Genomic DNA, 19,732 nt, shown 5'->3' with positions numbered 1-19,732 from the left:
TGCTTATTACAACGTAAATTATGATATAAGAAATTGTATTCCTTTATGGGTATGAAACTAAAAGAATAGGTATTTTACTTACCTCATGTGTATGATTTTTATACACATGACATTTTCTAATTACCTTTTCATACGTACAGAGCAATATTCTGACCCTATATATAGACTGATTTAATGACAAAATATAAAAATCTACGATAGGTACAGGGAGGTACACCCCTTCTATAAGGTAAATCAAATTTCGTCCCCTTTTACATGAAGCGTTAAATTTGACGTACCTTGTAAGTAGCGATATTAAAGTCGTACCTTTTGTAGAGAAGTTTCTTACTATTATCACAAATAATATAAAAAGTAATATATGGAATATTATATCATTTTCAAAGACTAAATCGCATAAAATAAAACCTATTTTCATTTTAATTCTACTTTTGGTACAATCTATCCTCTTCAAAATTAAATAGCTTAATTCTGCCATAGAACCATATTTTTTATATGTGCATCGGTTTAAAAAATAACCTTGCGGTGTGTTCAGAAGAGATTATGGTCTGTGGAAATATGAAATTTTACCATTAATTGTGAAGTACCCCCCTATGTGTTGAACTCAGTATTTATTAATGAAAAAGCCACTTATTAGTCCTAATTTCAAGTTTAATTACCTTTTGGTATTATCTATCCATTAGAAATATAAAGTGGCTTAAATCTTTATGTAATCTTATTTATACTATGTATATAGAAGTTCTTTGAATAATCTAATTCCTGAAATCATTCCTTCTTCAAAGTGTTTTTTACTACAATGCTCACCGTAATCTATAATCAAATTAAAAAGATTTTCTGCATCATCATAAGCTAATTTAGCATGTAGCTGTTTATTTAGTTTTGATAGTGCAGTATGTATTAATTTCTCATAGTCCTGCTCTATTGGTAAATCTAATTGCTCTGAATGATAGATTGCACAGGCTATGTTTGATAATGTTACATTGTCAATTAATCTTTTTTTATTTTCCATGATTGCACCACCTATCTCATTCTAATAGAATTATTTTTATTTACTAACTGCTCTAAAGGATTATACACTTCAAAGTCCTTCTCTAAATCTTCAAGGGATAAATTCAGATATTCTTTTGTGGTGGAGATATCACTATGTGTCATTAGTTTCTGAAGTCTAAATACATCGCCACCATTCATGAGATAATTATAAGCAAATGTATGTCGAAACATATGAATTGAAGTCTTTTCAATTCCTCTTGCCCTATTATAATTTCTTATAGCACAAGTGATACAACCTCTGCTCATTTGTTCTTCAGTGCTATTACAAAATAAATAATCACTTGTTTCACCTCTTCTATATTTCATATATTCTTTTAAAATATCAACCAGTGAAGAACTTAAAGGAAGTATTGTTTCCTTTCTATTCTTTGTTACTCTTAAAAATACAACGGAATTTAATAAATCGATATCTTTAATTTTAATATTTATAATTGAATTCAAGCGTTGCCCTGTTCCAACCAAATAATTCACGAGTACCCAATTTCTATATTCAGTAAAACCGCATTTCTTTAAATCAGGCTTTTTTAATAATATAGCAAGTTCCTCTTTGGTATAGATATTTTTAATCGGCTTTTCAAATTTAGGCATCTTAATAATAAAGGTTTCCATCCAACCTTTCTCCATAAAGAAACGAAATACGGTTCGCAGACCTCCTATATAAGTTTTGATTGTCTTTCCTGCAATACCTTTATTTTTTAGAAATAGTAGATATTTGTTTACAATGAATTCCGTAACCTCTGCAATATCATTATCCAAATTATAAAAGAGTTCAAAATTATGAATTACATTTTCATAATACTTAATCGTATATTTTGAATAGTTTCTTACTTTACACATAAGTAAAAACTCTTCAAAACCCTCCTTTATACTTCTACTATTGCCATTGCACATTTTAATTTTAGGCATAATAAAAACCACCTTTCTGCCTTACACGGCTCAATGTTTTTCACAAAAGACCGTGTGTACTGAATTAGTGGTTTATTTTTACATATTAGAAATAAAAAAACCTGAAATCGTTTAAATCTCAAGGTTTTATGGTGCGGTCGAAGGGACTTGAACCCCCACGATGTTACTCACACGGCCCTCAACCGTGCGCGTCTGCCTATTCCGCCACGACCGCATGAATACGGTTAAACCGTATACTTTCTTAATTATAATACCCAACTTTTTATTCATTGTCAATGATAAATAAAATGATTTGCCTATTCTTATTACTTTGAAATCACGTTTTTTATAGGCATAATTTACTTATTTTTAATATAATCTAAATTATCATTTTAACACTTATTATATTTAAAAAATAACTTTGCCCTTCCTAATCTAGCAATTTCCTTTTTTTGAGTAATAAGTTCCTTGCTTCCAAAATACCCATTATATAGAGCTTCCCAAAAAAATACATAGCCTCCAATATAAACACCTTTTACAGGTACTTCATACCAAAGTTCATTAGGCAGCTTTTTTTCTAGTATGGCATTTGCTAATATGAGCATAAGAGCGATTATAGCAAGAGCTATTGAACTATAGAAATTTCCCTTAATCTTTTTTTTCTTAATTCTACAGAAAAAATTATAATAGTTATCATAGCTTTTTAATATGAGTTTTTCCATTTCCTCATTTTTATCTTCATTGGCAACACAAAAATGAATTTCTATATCTTTTTTTAGAGGAATATCTTCAGAACATAAATCTAGAAATTCCACCAGTTCAGGATGTATATCTCTTTTCCTAAAAGAAGTATTATCCCATTCATGAAAAAAATCGTAGTATCCATCAAGAGCTATGTCAATTATATATTTTCCTGTTTCTGAATTCTTCCGATACATTGATTCATACATTTATTTATCTCCTATTAAACTATCGTAGTATTAACTATTTCCTATATCAATTACAGCTTTACACTATACGTTTACAAGTTTTAAATTATTTATTTTTTATCTATTCAAATAAGCTTTCCTTATAAACAATGCTATGTTTTTTCCTTCTTTCTCTCTAATAAACAAATATTTTTCCCATTATACCATCTTTTGTGATATTTCTAATATAGGAGATATAAATAAATTTAATGATTTCTCTACTCTTCTCCCTCCTGCTTCTCATAAATACATTTCCAATCCCCGCAATCTCGATAAAAATCATTAAACATTGGGTATAATTCTCCTTTAAAGGATTTAGGTGTAATTGCACCATATGTTTTATAAAGCAGACAATAATAAGGAATTTCATCGTCTAATATTTTTTTAATCTTTTTAAATGTGGATAATTTTTCCTCTTTACTTATACCAGATTGCATTTTATCTAATAATAAATCTAAATTAGGATTGGAATACCTTATTATATTTGAAAATCCTGAATGAAGCATAAATCTCATATCATAAATATCTTCTATTTTATATCCACCTATGAAAATGTCGAAATCACCTTTCTTTAATGAATTGTTATATACATCCCATTCTTGATCTATTATATTTGATTCTATAGGTAATTTATCTAACCCGTTTTTAATGCTTTGTGCAGCAACAACTCTGGCAGGATTATTATTAACAAGAATATTTACACGTAATACCTCACCATCTTCATTCTCTACTTTTCCATCACCGTCATTATCAACATATCCTGCTTCTGTAATTAATTCAGTTGCTTTATCAATATCATAATCATATTTATCATTACTGCTGTCAACTCCTAAATAATTAGGATAATAAATATTATCATTGACTACACCGCTTTGATAATATCCGGTTTCTATTATATTTTTTGTATCAATTGCATGTGCTATAGCTTGACGTATTTTTTTATTTTTTAAATATTCATTACTAAAATTAAATCCTATAAATTCTACTTCATTTGACGGAAAAGATGTAACTTCCACATCCTTATTTGTATAATCTGTATCCCTATCAATTTCTTTAGCAAATGATATAGACACAGTATTCATATCAATTAAGTTTAACGCATCCTTTTTATCTCTCATCACTTGAAAAAGAATTTTATTATTTGCTGTTTTTCCGAGATTATATTCCTCATTAGCAACAAGAACCAATTCAAAATAACTGTCATAATCTTTTACTTTGTATTTTCCGGTACCAATAGGAATAAAATTAACATCTTCCTGCGTACTTTGAGAAATATTTTTAAATTGATGCTTTGGAATAATAGGAAATATAAAATTTTCTATTGCTACATTTTTATTATTATTAAAATTAACAACTACAGTATTTGAATTTTTAGCAGTAACACTGCTTATATTATTTACATAATTATGATATATACACTTTGTTCCTGCTGATTTATATGCATCAATGGTAAATTTTACATCATTTGCAGTAAAAGAATTTCCGTCATGCCACTTAATACCGCTTTTTAAGTAAATTGTTACAGAATATCCATCATTGGTATAATTATAACTTTCAGCTAATACTGGCTCAATTTCTAAATTATTATTCAGCTGAAATAATCCATCATATATTAATTTATTTATATAATAAGCATCTTCATCTTTTGATACTATTGGATTTAAAGTTCTTAATTTTTCTATTGGAATGTATATATCCGAAGAAGTTACTTTTTCCGTATTATTATTTGCTCCTCTACCTAAAAAGCCATCACTTCGATCACATCCCGACAAACTTATTACCATAACTAAAACTATAGTAATTGTAATAATTTTTTTCAGCATCTTCTTTTATTCTCCTAATTATAGATTTTCTCTAATAAGTTCTCAATTTGAATATAAAGCTCTTTTTTATTTCCCGTATTGTTTATAATTTTATCTGCAAGTCTATTCTTTTTTTGCCGGCTCATTTGATTTGCAATTCTGTTTAAAATCTCATCACGGCTTAAATCATCTCTTTCCATAATGCGATTAATTCTAGTTTCATCCTCTAAATCAACGACCCACGTTTCATTTGCATATTTATTTAAACCTGATTCAAACAATAATGGCGCATCAATAAAAATTACAGACTCATTTAAATCCTTCATTTTATTAATCTTTTTTTCTATTATTTCGATTACCTTCTCATGCATTAATTTATCTAGCATTAATTTTTTTTCCGTATTAGAAAATACTATAGAGCCTAATTTTTTCCTATCTAAAGAACTATCTTCCAAAAGAATATCCTTACCAAATAATTTTGTAAGCTCAACTAATGTCTGTGATCCAGGTTCTACAATATCCCTTGCAATTCTGTCAGCATCTATAATAGTAAACCCTTTATGTCTAAGATAATCAGAAACAGTAGATTTTCCGGCACCTATACCCCCTGTTAGTCCAATGATTTTCATATAATAGCCTCCAATAACTATTTTAATTCGTACCAATTATCTCCTGTATTTAAATCAACCGATAATTTTACGCTTAGCTTCACAGCATTTTCCATATTTTCAACAAGTAATTTTTTCACTTTTTCAAATTCATCTTTATGTGTTTGTATAATCAATTCGTCATGTACTTGTAATATTAGTTTAGATTTCGCCCCTTCTCTTTTCAATTCATTATAAACTTTAATCATTGCAATCTTTATAATATCAGCAGCACTACCTTGAATTGGACTATTCATAGCTAAACGCTCTCCAAGCTGCCTAACCATATAATTACTTGCATTAATTTCAGGCACATTTCTTTTCCTATTCATAATTGTAGAAACAAAACCATCTTTTTTACATGAATCTACTAAACCATCCATAAATTGTTTTACTTGAAAATATTTTTTAAAATATTCATCAATATATTTTTCTGCCTCTTTTCTTGTAATATTTAATTCTGTAGATAAGCCAAAACCGCTCATACCATAAATAACTCCAAAATTTACAGCCTTTGCATTACTCCTTTGAAGACTTGTAACTTCATCTTGCGGGATACCAAATACTTTTGAAGCTGTTAATCTGTGTATGTCATCACCATTATTAAAGGCTTCAATAAGAGATGTATCTTGTGACATATGAGCAAGAACTCTAAGTTCAATCTGTGAGTAATCTGCACTTACTAATGTGTATTCATTACTTTCAGGAATAAAAGCTTTTCTTAATTTTCTACCCATCTCCTGTTTTATCGGTATATTTTGAAGATTTGGCTCAGTACAGCTGATTCTTCCCGTTGCCGCAACAGTTTGCTGAAAATGTGCATGAATTTTTCCATCTTTATGAATTAAAGGTAACAATCCTTCTATATATGTGCTGTTTAATTTAGTAAGAGTTCTGTATTCTAATATATAATCAATTATTTCATGTTTGTCTCTAAGTTTTTCAAGAATTTCTGCACTTGTAGAATAACCTCTTTTTGTTTTTTTACCAGCCGGAAGCCCTAATTTTTCAAATAAAATATCTCCAAGCTGTATAGGTGAATTAATATTAAATTCTTCACCTGACAACCCATATATTTTTCTTGAAATTTCTTCAATTTGCAAAGAAATAAACTCTTTTGCATCTGTAAGCTCTTTTCTGTCTATAGGAAAACCTATGTTTTCCATGGATGCCATTACTTCAATTAGAGGTAGCTCAATATCATTTAAAACATTAATAAGTCCTTCTGATTTTAATTTTTCATTTAAAACCTCTATTAAATCCATTACTGCCAAACACCACTTTGTACCATACTGTGAATATTTTGTATTAGATTCTGTCAAGAAATCCATCTGCCCGTTTTCCTTGAAAAATTCTGATTCACTTGGAAAATCTTGATTAAAATTTTCTAATAAAATACCTTTTAATTCGTAATTGCTTCTGGATGGTTCTAATAAATATTGTGCTATTTCAGTATCAAAATAAGTATTAAATCCTCCTGTAAAACCATTGGTCATTAATGCATAATAGTCAGATTTCAAATTATGCCCACACAGTTTTATATCTGATTTAGTAAGTAATTCTATTGTTTTACTCAATAAATCAGTTCCTTCGGTTTGAATAAAATAGGATTTGTTAGTTAACAGAATACTTATACCGTAAACCTTTGGAATGTCCTTATGATTCTGGTCATGAAATATTTTAAGTGATGCTAATTTCTCTTTATGAAACTCATTTTTAAATTCTTTAAATTTACCATCATCAGATACAATAACAGTTTCTATTTCTCTGTTTTCATTTTTACTTGTGTCTGCATTTTCATTTTCTAGTTTTCCGTTTGGTACTTTTAATTTTTTTAAAAAACTATTAAACTCAACTTTTAAATAGAACTTAACTAATTCATCATAATTAGGTTCCTCTGCCTTAAATTCATCAAAATTTATTTCTATAGGTACGTTTGTATTTATAGTTGCTAACCTCAAACTCATAAGTGCTAATTGAGCATTATCCTCAATTTTTTGTTTTAATTTTTTATTAGTCATATTCTCTAAATTTTCAAGCAGATTCCCAATACTTCCATATTCTAAAATAAGTTTTGTTGCAGTCTTTTCTCCAACGCCCGGAATTCCTGGTATATTATCAGACTGATCTCCCATCAAACCTTTATAATCAATAAATTGCTTAGGAGTAAACCCATATTTCTCAAGCATTGCATCTTCATCATACAAATCAAAATCCGAAATACCTTTCTTCGTTATAAGAACTTTAGTTATTTTAGTTACAAGCTGAAGTTCGTCTTTATCCCCTGTAATAATAAGAGGTGCAAGTCCATTTTCTTCTGCATCTCTTGCTATTGTACCAATTAAATCATCTGCCTCAAATCCATCCATTTCAACAATTTTGATATTCATTGCTTGTAGAGCTTCTTTTAATAATGGCATTTGCATAGCAAGTTCAGGAGGCATCTTCTTTCTTCCTGCTTTATATTCTTTATATTCTAAATGCCTAAAAGTAGGCGCTTTCTTATCAAATGTAACAGTGATATAATCAGGCTCATAATCCAAATATATTCTATTAAGTATATTAAGAAAACCGTACACGCCCTGAGTGTACAGTCCATCTTTTGTAATCATAGGTTTTTGCATTGCATAATATGCTCTGTTAATTAAACTGTTTCCGTCAATTATAATTATTTTGTTGCTCATAAATACCTCAAATTCTTTGGAGTTAATATCCTATAATCCCTTAATTTCATCTTCAGATAAAATTTCTATAGTTCCTTCATTTCCAACTATCTCAATCTCTTTATCTATAATATTACCATCTTTTCCTTTAAAGATAAAGACTTCAAAGTACCACTCTCCATTATTTTTATTACTGCTTTCTTTAATTTCATATTCAAAATCTTTCAGTTTTTCATTTATTAACTCTTCATAAAATTCCTTTTCATAAACGTTTTCATTTAAAACATTACCAGTATTATCTTCATTACTTTCTATATTGGAATTATCCTCATTAGTTTCAATACTTGAAGAGGCTCCTGCTGCTTCGGATTTCATAAAAATACGCATTTTATTTTCTTCAGAAGACATCAACGTATTTTCTTTATCTATGTTACCTTCATCACTTTCATACGTCTCAGGAATATCATTTTTATTACTAATATTATTATCACCTATATCTGTATTTGAATTTTGATTTGAGCTTAATTCCTGCTTTTTTCCAACCTCTTTTTTTTCTTCTTCACTATCATTTTCTTTATTTATATTTGTTTTTTTATCATCTGAATTGTCAAGTTCTTTTATACTATTATTATTTGTCTTATCTTTAGTATCTTCTATATAATTACTGTTTTGATCATGTAATGATTTTTCTATATCATTAGGTAAAAAAGTCATATTATCTAGTGCAGCATATGATATTAGTCCTACTAAAAAAACAGCTGCAATAGAACTAATCATTTTCCAATTAATTTTTTTCTGTTTTTTTAAATTTTTTTCTCTTATTTTTTGTCCTTCTTCAACTAAAGCTTTTTTTAATGTTAAATCTATATGTTTTGGAATTTCCACCTCTGAAAATTCTCTTAGTAACTCCGATATTTTCAGCATTTGCAAATACTCCTTTTTACATGATTCACATGATTCTAAGTGAGTTTCTACAATGCTAATTTCTTCTGCGCTAAGTTCTTTATCAATATAAAGCGAGAGTAATTCTCTTACTTTATAGCATTTCTCTTTATTGTTCATTTTACTCTCCCTTCATTTTATAATTTTCTTTAATCATATTTTATAGATATAAATTAGACTTTATTTCATTCATTTAGTTCCACATTTTCGAAATAAATTTTCCGAAGTTTATTTCTTGCTCTGTTTAATCTGGATTTAATTGTACCAACTGTACATTCTGTAATTTGGCTTATTTCATCATAAGAGAAGCCTTGAATATCTCTTAGAATAATTATTTCCTTATGCTCTTTTCCTATCTTATCTAAACAGCTCATAACATAAGACATATTTTCTTTTCTTATAACAACTTCTTCTGGAGTTGGGCTGCTGTCTACTATAGGTATTTCATCCTCATACCCCTCATCTCCTTCATAATGAAAATTAAATTCTTTTCTGTTTAAATTTTTTCTAATTAAATCATTACAAGTATTAACTACAATTCTATATACCCATGTGTCAAATCTACTGTTATAATTAAATTTATCTAAATGCCTGAAAATCTTAATAAAGCTTTCCTGTAAAACCTCTCCTGCGTCTTCTTCATTTCTCATATATCTAAGTGCAATATTATATGCTTTTCCTTTGCATGATAAAATAAGGGTTTCAAAACTGCCCTCATCTCCTTTTTTTGCTTTTTCAATTAAGATCTTTTCCTGAAAATCCATAGATACTCTTATATACCTTTTTCCACCTAATTAAAACTAGAATACTAAACCATTGCATAGTTGTTATTTACACTTATAAGTAAATTTTGCTATAATATTATAGCATGTATATATTCACTTTAGTAAAATTCTTATATGGTATTTTAAAAATATAATATATAAATTTATTCGTAAGCCTTTTGCGTAGTATAATAATTCATCCTTTACAGTAACGTATCTTTAAGGATCTATTACCGAAATCTTAAAGAGATATATTTTAATGATTTCTTCATTAATTCAATGCTGTTTTAATAAATGAATTATTATATAAGAAATAAAATTAAGGAGACTAAAAAATGTACGATTATCACACACATACTAACTTTTCTGATGATGGCGATGTAGAAATGAAAGATATGGTTCAAACCGCCTATAATAAAGGAATTTTTGAAATTGCAATAACAGATCATTATGATCCAGATTATCCCGATAAAGCTTTCCCTTTTCTTTTAAATTTTGAAGAATATCATAAAACACTTGAAAATATAAGAAAGCAATTTAAAGATAAAATAAAAGTAATCAAAGGAATTGAAATTGGAATACAACACGGTACAACTATGAAAAAAATTTCAGAAGCAGTAAACAGCTATAATTACGATTTTGTATTAGGATCATTTCATTGTGCAGAAGGGTTTGAATTATACGGAGAAAATTTCTTCAAAGGCAGAAGTGTGGAAGAATCTTATGAAGCCTTTTATCGTTACATGTTTGATTGTTTAGATCAATATAAAGATTATGATGTATTAAGTCATTTTAATATTATTGACCGTTATTCATCTTACGTCGCAAAACCTTCTTTATATATGGATATAGTAGAATCAATATTGAAGAAAATTATTTACGATGGAAAAGGTATCGAGATCAATACTTCTAGTTTTAGATACGGTATGGGAGAAAGAACAACTCCCGCACAAGAAATTTTGCAACTATACAAAGATCTAGGCGGAGAAATTATTACCACAGGTTCAGATGCCCATGAAATGTCATATATAGGACACATGCTTGATTACGCACAACATATGATAAAGAGTGTTGGTCTAAAATATATTACAACATTTGAAAACAGAAAACCTACATTTATAAAATTACCTGATTAATTATATGGTTTCTTTGATATTTTTCCAATTTCCGCTAGGTGATATTCCCTTTATAATAAAAATGTACCTTATAAAAAGAAATCTCTTTTTCAGGTACATTTTATTTATTATTTAAAATCAGAAGCGGATTTTAATCCATAGGCAGATTTTGCTTTAATAACTGCTCTATTAATTGCTCTAGCCATAACTTCAGAACTAAGTGCTCCTACAGCATCTGGAAAAACATCAACTTCACCTGTGGACATAACAAAAATAGTATCTCCATCAGCCATAGTATGAACCGGTCTTATTGCCCTTGCATATCCATTATGTGTAATAGATGCAATCTTATTTGCCTGAGATTTTGTAAGTTTCGCATTTGTAATAATACAACCAATTGTAGTATTTCCGTTGAATACATTTACATTATTTGAATACTTCTCATACATGGTTTCTTCCGTATTTGAAATTTTTGTATGATCTTTATTTAATAAACCTGCAATGCGCTTTCCTGTATCCACATCTATTACATCACCCAATGCATTAACAGATACAACTGCTGCAACTTGTAACTCTCCAATCTTCAAGGCATAAATACCTATACCTGACTTCATCATATTGGAAGTTCCTAGAAACTTACCTATAGTAGCTCCAGTTCCCGCGCCTACATTTCCTTCTTCAATTTTACCCTTTTCTGAATTTATGCAAGCATCATATCCCATTTTTTTATCAGGTCTGCATTTGGGATCTCCTACTACTAAATCAAACAAAGATGCCCCGCATACTATTGGCACTATTCCTACGCCTACATCAAAACCTGCTTTATGTTCTTCCAGATATTCCATCACACCGGAACATGCATCAAGCCCATAAGCACTGCCTCCGCTAAGCAAAACTGCATGAATTTTTTCCACCATATTGACAGGATTTAATAAATCGGTTTCCCTTGTAGCAGGTCCGCCTCCTCTGACATCAACTCCTGCACATGCTCCTTTTTCACATAAAATTACCGTACAGCCTGTTCCGCCTTCAAAATTTTGAGCATGTCCTATCTTTATTCCCTTAATATCTGTTATCTTTATTTCTTTCATGCTATATTCTCCTTATAATGCTGACATACCTTGTACTGCTTGTATAAGTGCTATAACAACACCAATTATAGCCTCTCCGCCAAGAAGACCTGAAGCGATAATAAGTCCAGTACCTTTTTTATCCCACTGGGGAGCAAGTTTTTGAATAATAAATTTCAAAACCCCGCCAATAAAAGCAGTTGCCGACAAATAAAAAGGTAAATAAATTCCAAGACCTAAAGTCATAACAGGAAAATTTATTACATATAGAATCAAACCAGCTAATAGTCCAATTATAAATGCTGCTGTATTAGGAATACCCCCTACCATAGCAGCTACAACTCCTGCCTGTGGAGCAACAAAAACTCCACCGCTGCCAAATGCATTATTACCATAAGCTTTAAGTATAATAAAAAGTACAAAAACAGACACAATTGCTCCAATAATACCTCCGATTACTTCTGCGAACCATTGAGCCTTAGGGTTGGATTCTAAGATATATCCTTCTTTAAAATCATTCATAACATCTCCAACCAGGCCACAAGCTATAGCAACAACAGCTGCTACGAAAAAAGCTTCCACATGTCCGATCTGTGATGTGACTTTAACTGCAAGCAAGACAATTATTCCAAAAACTTCCATCGGATTAATTCCGGATTGTCCCACAACTTGAGCAGACATAGAAGTTGCAAGCCATACACCAAGAATAGTTATAATACTAGGTAAGAAACCCATTTTTGAAACAAAAGTAAATAAAAAAGCCAAAAATACCATTGCAAGTGGTGCCCATCTTAAATTTACTATACCACCATGTCTGTTTTTTTTGAAAAACATAGGTCCAAAGATTTCTTTAGCTTTTGGCAGAATACCCTTCACTATAATTCCAACTCCGGTACCTACCATAACACCGATACCAAGTGAAGTTTTTATACCTAAAGCCTCATTTAAATCAAATAAGCCTAAATTCACTCCACCTATAACAATACCAAAGTCTCCTAATATTGCACCTAAAAACCAAACACCTAAAAAAACAGGTCCAATAATATATCCTACTGCAATAAGCATAGGTGACAGCCATAATTGACAAGCAACGCCTTTACTTATCATAGATTGATTTAAATTAATTGTTACAGGAATAATTTTCCCTGAAAACCAATCACGTATAAAAGTAAATAGTGCAGATGCACCCATAGATATAAATAGTACGCTAGATTTTTTTCCACCTTCATCACCTGCAAGAAGTGTTTCAGCAGCAGCTTGTCCCATTGGATAAGGCAATTCTTTTACTTCCACAAAATAAGTTCTAATTAATGCCGTGAAAATAAGTCCGAGTATAACACCGCCTATAGTAATTACTAATAAAGAAATCATCTCTACTTTAGCTTCAGGATCTAAAATCCAGATTCCCGGTGCTGTAAAAGCAAGACCTCCTGCAACCATAGCTCCCGCAGACATGGCTGTATGGGTTACATTAATTTCATTAATATTTGTATTACCCATCAACTTAAGCGAAAACATGGATACTAGTGCAACGAATATAATCGGCCATGGAAGTGCGCCTAGTTTTAATGCCACATACATAGAACTGATAGTTAGTATAATTACACCAATGCTGCCTATTATCATACCCCTTAGTGTAAATTGTTCTTTGTATGAGGATGCAAACTTTACGCCTTTTTCATCAGACTTCATAAATCTCCTCCTTTAAATATTTAATTATTTCTATTCTTATATAATAAAAGAATAAACGTAAATAAGTAGTAGCTATATTTTAAGCTGTAAATTTATACCTTTTATTACATGTTTTAATAAAATCATAGATGTAACAATGCCAACACCACCCGGAACTGGAGTAATTGAATCTACAAAATTTTCTACTTTATCATAGTCAACATCTCCACACATGTTACCACCTTCAAAGTTTATTCCCACATCTATTACAGTTACTTTATTTGTAAAATATTTTTCATTAAAGAATTTGCCTCTGCCAATACCCGTAACAACAATATCTGCCCTTGATAAAATCTCTCCTAAATCCTTTGTTTTAGAATGACAAATTGTAACCGTTGAGTTTTCTCCTATAAATAACATTGCTAAAGGTCTTCCTAAAACCATGCTTCTATTTACTATAGCAACATTTTTACCTGCTAAATCGTATTTATAATATTTTAAGATTTCTATTACTGCTTCAGGAGTACAAGGAGCAAAACCCTCTTTGTCTCCTATGAATACTTTTTCTGTATTAACAGGACTCATACAATCTACATCCTTAAGCGGATTTATAAATTTACAAATTTCATCTTCTTTTAATTGTTTAGGTAAAGGTCTGAAAATAAGTATTCCATTAATATTTTCATCCTCATTTAATTGTTGTAACACACTTAAAAAGTCTACCATATTAATTTTATCGTCAACCTTTACAATCTGCGATTCGATACCAACTGTTTTACAATTTTTTATTAATCTGGATTCATACGCTATATCGTCAGGTCTTTCTCCAACTCTTAAAATTGCCAATTTAGGTTGTATACCGTCTTGACGATACTCATTTACCTTCTTTATTATATTTCCCTTTATTTCATCAGCTACGGGTTTTCCTTTTAAGATCATATTTAAAGATTACCTTTCTAATAATTTATAATTTCTTAAAACAATCCGATAATTTTTCCTGTTTTGTCTACATCTATTTTTTCCGCTGCAGGGACCTTCGGAAGGCCAGGCATTGTCATAATATCACCAGTCATTGCAACAATAAATCCTGCTCCTGCAGAAGGTTTTACATTTCTTACACTTACTCTGAATCCCCTAGGTCGTCCTAATTTTTTTGCATCATCAGAAAGAGAATATTGTGTTTTTGCCATGCAAACCGGTAGATTTCCTAAATCTAAATTTTCAATTTCTGCAATTTGTTTTTCCGCATTTCCTATATAATCAACGCCATCTGCGCCATAAATCTTTTTAGCAATTGACTCAATCTTCTCTTTAATAGAGAGTTCATCTTCATAAGCAAATCTAAAATTTTTCTTATCTTTTTCAATAATTTCCACTACTTCTTTTGCGAGTTCAGTTCCTCCTGCTCCACCCTTTGCCCAGACTTCAGATAAAATAACATTTACACCTAATTCTTTGCAACGATTTTCAATTGATTCTAATTCCAAAACTGTATCTGTAGGAAATCTGTTTATAGCAACAACAGCCGGAAGGCCATATACTTCTGTGATATTTTCAACATGTTTTAGGAGATTTTCAATTCCTTTTTCAAGTGCTTCTATATTTTCATTATTTAAATCTGCTTTTGCAACTCCTCCGTGTAATTTAAGAGCTCTTGCTGTAGCCACTATTACTACTGCATCAGGAGTTAACCCACTTAGCCTGCATTTAATATCCAAAAACTTTTCTGCTCCAAGATCCGCACCGAAGCCTGCTTCAGTAACTACATACTCACCTAATTTTAAAGCCATTTTTGTAGCCATAATACTATTACATCCATGAGCTATATTTGCAAAAGGTCCTCCATGAACAAATGCTGGAGTATGTTCTAAAGTCTGTACTAAATTTGGCTTTAATGCATCTTTCATAAGAGCTGCAACAGCACCCTCTGCTTTTAAATCTCCTGCTGTTACAGGCTTTCCTTCAAAAGAATATGCTACAATAATTTTTGAAACCTTTTGTTTCAAATCCTCTAAATCATTTGCTAAACAAAGAACAGCCATTATTTCTGATGCAACAGATATATCAAATCCATCTTCTCTTGGCATACCATTTACTTTACCTCCAAGACCATCAACAATAAATCTAAGCTGCCTATCATTCATATCAAGACATCTCTTCCAAATGATTCTTCTTGGATCAATCCTCAAATCGTTTCCCTGAGTTATATGGTTATCAAGAAGTGCTGCAATCAAATTGTTTGCTGACGTAATAGCATGAAAATCTCCTGTAAAATGAAGGTTAATATCTTCCATAGGAATTACTTGTGCATATCCTCCCCCTGCTGCTCCGCCTTTTATACCAAAAACCGGACCAAGAGATGGCTCTCTAAGTGCAATAACTGTATTTTTACCAATCTGGCTCAATGCATCGCCTAAACCAACTGTAGTTGTGGTTTTTCCTTCTCCTGCAGGAGTTGGATTTATGGCAGTAACTAAAATAAGTTTTCCATCTTCTTTATCTTCATACTTATTTAAAATATTATAATCAATTTTTGCCTTATTTTTTCCGTAATATTCAAGGTAATCTTCGTCAATTGATAATTTATCAGCAATTTTTTTTATATGCAACGGTGTTGCTTCCTGCGCAATTTGTATATCACTTTTATAATCCATATCTTCTTATTAACCTCCAATTTGCACTTCTAAAGTATATTTCTTTGATAATTCATATTACACTGTAATACTATAAAAATCAAGTATATACAAAAAATAGAAAATCCCGATATGCCGTCAGGATATAATTCACACCCTATCTTTAAATAGGGGGGTACCCTATTTCTGCTTCTGTCTTCCTCTCTTAGGAGGCCTGACATAGGCTTAACGAAAACGCGGGTTCCCAAGGTCAAAACGTAGGTTGAATTATAATACCTTAACAAACACTTCAGGATTTAATTTTATTATATGATTTTTATATAATTTTAAACTGTTTATTAGTTTCCAATTTATACTACATATTATATATAGTTTTTTATCGGAAATTCAGTTTAACATAATTGATTTATAAAATCAATAGGATTTTTTTTACAATTATAAAGATGTATTGATAGCACTATCTGAAGTAGTTTCATCTGCAGTTTTATCATCTTCATTATCAACAGTATCACTATTTACATCTGTTTCTTCACTATCATTTATTTCTGATTCAGTATCTCCTTCTCCTTCTATTATATCATCTTTATCTTCAATTTCAACTATCCCATTATCATAACTCACTTGCTTATTAAAAGTTTCCATGATAAATCTTAAAGGTACATAAGTCCTCTTATTCATAGTATTAGCTTTTGTATCAAGTGTTACTTCTTCTCCATTGACAATTGCAACATTATTTCCAAGTGTCAACGTTATTGTGGTATCATCTTTAGTAATTGTAACTTCTTTACTTTCCGAATTCCAATCCACTTCAGCTCCAAAGCCTTCCGTTATAGCTCTTACAGGTATTAACGTTCTGCCCTCTTTAATAACAGGAGGGGTATCAAATTTAAATTCTGTTTCAGATGACAAAATACTTGTTACATCTAATACTTTTACACTTGAATCCTCACTTTGAATATTTTCAGTAGCTTCTTCTATGTCTGTAATTTCTTCTTGAGTGTAATTTTCGAGAACTAATTTTTGTCTTTCACGAAGATTTGTTTTAATTTGCTCTTTTGCTTCCAAATATTCATTCTTTAATTCCTGCAATTGAACTTTAAGTTTATTTTGAAGTTCTTCATCTCCATTTTCAATAGCAGATTCCAATTCTTTTTCAATTTCGGTTGTTTGATCTTCAATTTGACTTTTTTGAGATAATAATTGTTTTTTTGTTTCTAAAAATGCTTCTTTTTTTGTTTTAATTTCATTTTTAGCTTCAGCTTTTAATTCTTTTTTTTCTGCTTTGATTTCATTTTTTGCTTCGTTTTGTAAGGTTTCAGCTGTAGCTTTTGAGCTTTTGCTTTTACTTGAATCAGCAAAAACAAAAGATGCTGAAGCTACAATCATAGTCAAAACCATTACAATAGATAAAATTTTTTTCATTTCAAACTCCTTTCGGCAGCCAGGCTGTCTTTCACTAAGTGTTAGGACCCTTTAGCTTTGCGTCCTGATTTTTCAACCAGTTTGCCTTTATCGTATAGAATTAATTTTCAATATTATAACACATAAGGTTTTTAATTACAATGTTATGATTTATCTAAAAATAACTAAATAATTCAAGAAAAACAGTTATTAAAATTATTTTTAGATTTATAATTAAGAAATACAATAAATAATAAAGTTATAACCCATAAAACCCCTTCTTGTAGGGGTTTTATGGGTTATTATTATATTATTACTATTTTAATTTAAATTTAGTTTGTTTTATTCAATTATAAATTGAATTCTTTCTTAACGTCTGCAAGTGCTTCGTCAAGACTCTTAATTACCTTATCAATTGATTCGTAAGTTAATACTGCAGGTGGCTCAATTCTTACTGTCTTCGCATTTACAAGAGTACCAGCTACCATTATGTGTCTGTCGAATAGACCCTTAGTTACTGCATATCCAACTTCTGCTTCTGGGAATTCCATACAAATAAGAAGTCCAGAACCCCTGTATTCTCTTAGAACTGTAGGGTACTTTTTCTTTAATTCTTCTAGTTTACCCATGATGTAATTACCTTTTTCTTTTGCCATTGCAGGAATATCATTTTCAAGCATATAAGCAATTGTTGAAATTGCAGCAGAACATGCAAGAGGATTTCCACCGAATGTAGGTGATCCAAGAATCCATGGATTTTCAATTAATTTTTGACCCCACATGCAAGGTCTAGCAATGATACCAGTAATAGGCATGATACCACCACCAAAAGCTTTACCGTAAGTCATGATATCTGGAGTAACATCTTCAACTTCACATCTCCACATAGTACCAGTTCTACCCATACCAGTTTGGATTTCGTCGCAAATCATTGCTACGCCATATTTATCACAAATAGCTCTTACAGCCTTTAAGTATCCAGTTGGAGGAATGATTACACCAGCTTCACCCTGGATAGGTTCGATTATAACTCCGGCAACCTTTTCTCCTACTGTCTGTAAGTTCTTGATTGCAGTTTCCATAGCATCAGCATTACCATATTCAACGTGCTGTACTTGCTGAACCATTGGAATATAATCTTCTCTATAAGCGCCTTTACCACCCATTGAGATAGCACCCATTGATTTACCGTGGAATGCACCAGTAGTTGAAATGTACCATCTTCCGCCAGTAGCTAATCTAGCTAACTTAAGAGCCATTTCTACAGCTTCAGCACCACCGTTTGTAAAGAAACAATATTGTAAATCTCCTGGAGTAATCATTGCAGTTAATTTTGCAAGATATCCTCTTAGTGGATCTACCAATTCTTGTGAATGTAGAGCATATTTATCTAACTGTGCTTTTACAGTTTTTAAAATTGCAGGGTTTCTGTGTCCAGCAGTAAAGATACCAAATCCACCTAAACAGTCAATAAATTGTGTTCCATAAAGGTCTTCAAAATGGTCAAGAGAGTCTGTCCATTCTACAAATGCAGCATCAGTTGATACGGACTTTCTATACTCTAACCAACCAGGATTAACATTTTCATTGAAGTTAGCGATAGAATCTTTTACGATAGTATCCTTTTGTTCTTTTGTTAATTCTGCACTTTCAATATAGCCTACTACTCTTTTTGCCTCTTTTAAAGCTAATTCTTTGTTACATACAGTCATGGTATGTACCTCCTTACTTTTTTTCAGAAACATCTTCTTATGTGATTATAGGAAGATATCATGATTTCGTATCTTTATTCTTTCAAATACCATGCCAAAATTAAAATCAACTTATTAAAAAATTATATAATTTTCTGAAAATAAAAGTTATTTCAACGATTTTTAATATATATTTTTTTCTGCTTTATAAAATATATTTATAATCTAATATAAAATTTTAAGATTATTCGTATCATTTGTAAGAATATTCTCAACAGGTCGTATCATTAGTGAGAATTGTCAGATATATTTAAGACATTTTTAGAATATATGCTCTTTTTTAAATATTCATATTATGTTATGACAACTTAATTCTCAATATAAAAAACTCCCACATTATTTAAACATGAACCGACCCCCAAAAGTTAGACTT

At 30.4% G+C, this 19,732-nt stretch carries 15 protein-coding genes, 1 tRNA gene, 1 other RNA gene and 1 riboswitch; of the genes, 1 reads left to right on the top strand and 16 read right to left on the bottom strand.

Features of this window, described 5'->3' with window-relative positions:
• Positions 1–721: 721 nt before the first annotated feature.
• The 9 genes from K292_RS0101565 to K292_RS0101525 form a co-directional block, all read right to left on the bottom strand.
• Positions 722–1,006, bottom strand: a complete 285-nt coding sequence (locus tag K292_RS0101565; protein WP_027398368.1) for a hypothetical protein — start codon at positions 1,004–1,006, stop codon at positions 722–724.
• Positions 1,007–1,017: 11 nt separating this feature from the next.
• Positions 1,018–1,953 (bottom strand): tyrosine-type recombinase/integrase, encoded by a 936-nt coding sequence (locus K292_RS0101560; RefSeq protein ID WP_051280131.1) that lies wholly within the window; start codon positions 1,951–1,953, stop codon positions 1,018–1,020.
• Positions 1,954–2,082: 129 nt separating this feature from the next.
• Positions 2,083–2,167: transfer RNA gene (locus K292_RS0101555), tRNA-Leu, on the bottom strand.
• 157 nt (positions 2,168–2,324) lie between these two features.
• The gene (locus tag K292_RS0101550) at positions 2,325–2,882 is read right to left on the bottom strand and encodes a hypothetical protein (RefSeq protein ID WP_027398366.1); all 558 of its coding nucleotides are present in this window, start codon (positions 2,880–2,882) and stop codon (positions 2,325–2,327) included.
• Positions 2,883–3,118: 236 nt separating this feature from the next.
• Positions 3,119–4,723, bottom strand: a complete 1,605-nt coding sequence (locus K292_RS0101545) for an ABC transporter substrate-binding protein (RefSeq protein ID WP_027398365.1) — start codon at positions 4,721–4,723, stop codon at positions 3,119–3,121.
• Between the two features lie 14 nt (positions 4,724–4,737).
• On the bottom strand, positions 4,738–5,331 hold the full coding sequence (gene coaE / locus K292_RS0101540) for a dephospho-CoA kinase (RefSeq protein WP_027398364.1): 594 nt from the start codon (positions 5,329–5,331) through the stop codon (positions 4,738–4,740).
• A 17-nt stretch (positions 5,332–5,348) separates the two neighbouring features.
• Entirely contained in the window at positions 5,349–8,033 is a 2,685-nt protein-coding gene (gene polA / locus K292_RS0101535; RefSeq protein WP_027398363.1) for a DNA polymerase I, read from the bottom strand.
• A gap of 30 nt (positions 8,034–8,063) precedes the next feature.
• Positions 8,064–9,074 (bottom strand): anti-sigma factor family protein, encoded by a 1,011-nt coding sequence (locus K292_RS0101530; RefSeq protein ID WP_027398362.1) that lies wholly within the window; start codon positions 9,072–9,074, stop codon positions 8,064–8,066.
• Positions 9,075–9,139: 65 nt separating this feature from the next.
• Positions 9,140–9,718, bottom strand: coding sequence for an RNA polymerase sigma factor (locus K292_RS0101525; RefSeq protein WP_027398361.1), 579 nt, complete (start codon positions 9,716–9,718; stop codon positions 9,140–9,142).
• A gap of 335 nt (positions 9,719–10,053) precedes the next feature.
• Between K292_RS0101525 and K292_RS0101520 the strand changes: the two genes are divergently transcribed.
• Positions 10,054–10,854 (top strand): histidinol-phosphatase HisJ family protein, encoded by an 801-nt coding sequence (locus tag K292_RS0101520; protein WP_027398360.1) that lies wholly within the window; start codon positions 10,054–10,056, stop codon positions 10,852–10,854.
• 107 nt (positions 10,855–10,961) lie between these two features.
• Here K292_RS0101520 and K292_RS0101515 read toward each other — a convergent pair whose 3' ends face one another.
• From K292_RS0101515 to K292_RS0101490, 7 genes are all read right to left on the bottom strand, one after another.
• On the bottom strand, positions 10,962–11,924 hold the full coding sequence (locus K292_RS0101515) for a P1 family peptidase (protein WP_027398359.1): 963 nt from the start codon (positions 11,922–11,924) through the stop codon (positions 10,962–10,964).
• Between the two features lie 12 nt (positions 11,925–11,936).
• A complete protein-coding gene (locus tag K292_RS0101510; RefSeq protein WP_027398358.1) occupies positions 11,937–13,595 on the bottom strand; it encodes an OPT/YSL family transporter in 1,659 nt (552 codons plus the stop codon).
• Between the two features lie 72 nt (positions 13,596–13,667).
• Positions 13,668–14,513 carry a bifunctional 5,10-methylenetetrahydrofolate dehydrogenase/5,10-methenyltetrahydrofolate cyclohydrolase gene (locus K292_RS0101505; RefSeq protein WP_027398357.1) on the bottom strand — a complete coding sequence of 282 codons (846 nt, stop codon included), beginning with the start codon at positions 14,511–14,513 and terminating at the stop codon, positions 13,668–13,670.
• A 35-nt stretch (positions 14,514–14,548) separates the two neighbouring features.
• The gene (locus K292_RS0101500; RefSeq protein WP_027398356.1) at positions 14,549–16,228 is read right to left on the bottom strand and encodes a formate--tetrahydrofolate ligase; all 1,680 of its coding nucleotides are present in this window, start codon (positions 16,226–16,228) and stop codon (positions 14,549–14,551) included.
• 99 nt (positions 16,229–16,327) lie between these two features.
• A non-coding RNA gene (ssrS, locus tag K292_RS18145) (6S RNA) lies at positions 16,328–16,506 on the bottom strand.
• Between the two features lie 136 nt (positions 16,507–16,642).
• Complete coding sequence (locus K292_RS17590) at positions 16,643–17,629, bottom strand: stalk domain-containing protein (protein ID WP_051280129.1); 987 nt, start codon at positions 17,627–17,629, stop codon at positions 16,643–16,645.
• An 11-nt stretch (positions 17,630–17,640) separates the two neighbouring features.
• A riboswitch (cyclic di-GMP riboswitch) is annotated at positions 17,641–17,725 on the bottom strand.
• 233 nt (positions 17,726–17,958) lie between these two features.
• Positions 17,959–19,320 (bottom strand): putrescine aminotransferase, encoded by a 1,362-nt coding sequence (locus K292_RS0101490; RefSeq protein ID WP_027398355.1) that lies wholly within the window; start codon positions 19,318–19,320, stop codon positions 17,959–17,961.
• Between the last annotated feature and the right edge of the window lie 412 nt (positions 19,321–19,732).

The organism is Anaerovorax odorimutans DSM 5092 (assembly GCF_000426305.1).
GTDB classification, from domain to species: domain Bacteria; phylum Bacillota; class Clostridia; order Peptostreptococcales; family Anaerovoracaceae; genus Anaerovorax; species Anaerovorax odorimutans.
This window is presented reverse-complemented; position numbering and strand designations above follow the sequence as displayed.

Excerpts from the sequence above, each read along its gene's own strand:
- K292_RS0101490 (WP_027398355.1), bottom strand. The coding sequence starts at position 19,320 with ATGACTGTATGTAACAAAGAATTAGCTTTAAAAGAGGCAAAAAGAGTA.
- K292_RS0101510 (WP_027398358.1), bottom strand. The coding sequence starts at position 13,595 with ATGAAGTCTGATGAAAAAGGCGTAAAGTTTGCATCCTCATACAAAGAA.
- K292_RS0101520 (WP_027398360.1), top strand. The coding sequence starts at position 10,054 with ATGTACGATTATCACACACATACTAACTTTTCTGATGATGGCGATGTA.
- K292_RS0101500 (WP_027398356.1), bottom strand. The coding sequence starts at position 16,228 with ATGGATTATAAAAGTGATATACAAATTGCGCAGGAAGCAACACCGTTG.
- K292_RS0101560 (WP_051280131.1), bottom strand. The coding sequence starts at position 1,953 with ATGCCTAAAATTAAAATGTGCAATGGCAATAGTAGAAGTATAAAGGAG.
- K292_RS17590 (WP_051280129.1), bottom strand. The coding sequence starts at position 17,629 with ATGAAAAAAATTTTATCTATTGTAATGGTTTTGACTATGATTGTAGCT.
- K292_RS0101565 (WP_027398368.1), bottom strand. The coding sequence starts at position 1,006 with ATGGAAAATAAAAAAAGATTAATTGACAATGTAACATTATCAAACATA.
- polA (WP_027398363.1), bottom strand. The coding sequence starts at position 8,033 with ATGAGCAACAAAATAATTATAATTGACGGAAACAGTTTAATTAACAGA.
- K292_RS0101550 (WP_027398366.1), bottom strand. The coding sequence starts at position 2,882 with ATGTATGAATCAATGTATCGGAAGAATTCAGAAACAGGAAAATATATA.
- K292_RS0101530 (WP_027398362.1), bottom strand. The coding sequence starts at position 9,074 with ATGAACAATAAAGAGAAATGCTATAAAGTAAGAGAATTACTCTCGCTT.
- K292_RS0101505 (WP_027398357.1), bottom strand. The coding sequence starts at position 14,513 with ATGATCTTAAAAGGAAAACCCGTAGCTGATGAAATAAAGGGAAATATA.
- K292_RS0101525 (WP_027398361.1), bottom strand. The coding sequence starts at position 9,718 with ATGGATTTTCAGGAAAAGATCTTAATTGAAAAAGCAAAAAAAGGAGAT.
- K292_RS0101545 (WP_027398365.1), bottom strand. The coding sequence starts at position 4,723 with ATGCTGAAAAAAATTATTACAATTACTATAGTTTTAGTTATGGTAATA.
- K292_RS0101515 (WP_027398359.1), bottom strand. The coding sequence starts at position 11,924 with ATGAAAGAAATAAAGATAACAGATATTAAGGGAATAAAGATAGGACAT.
- coaE (WP_027398364.1), bottom strand. The coding sequence starts at position 5,331 with ATGAAAATCATTGGACTAACAGGGGGTATAGGTGCCGGAAAATCTACT.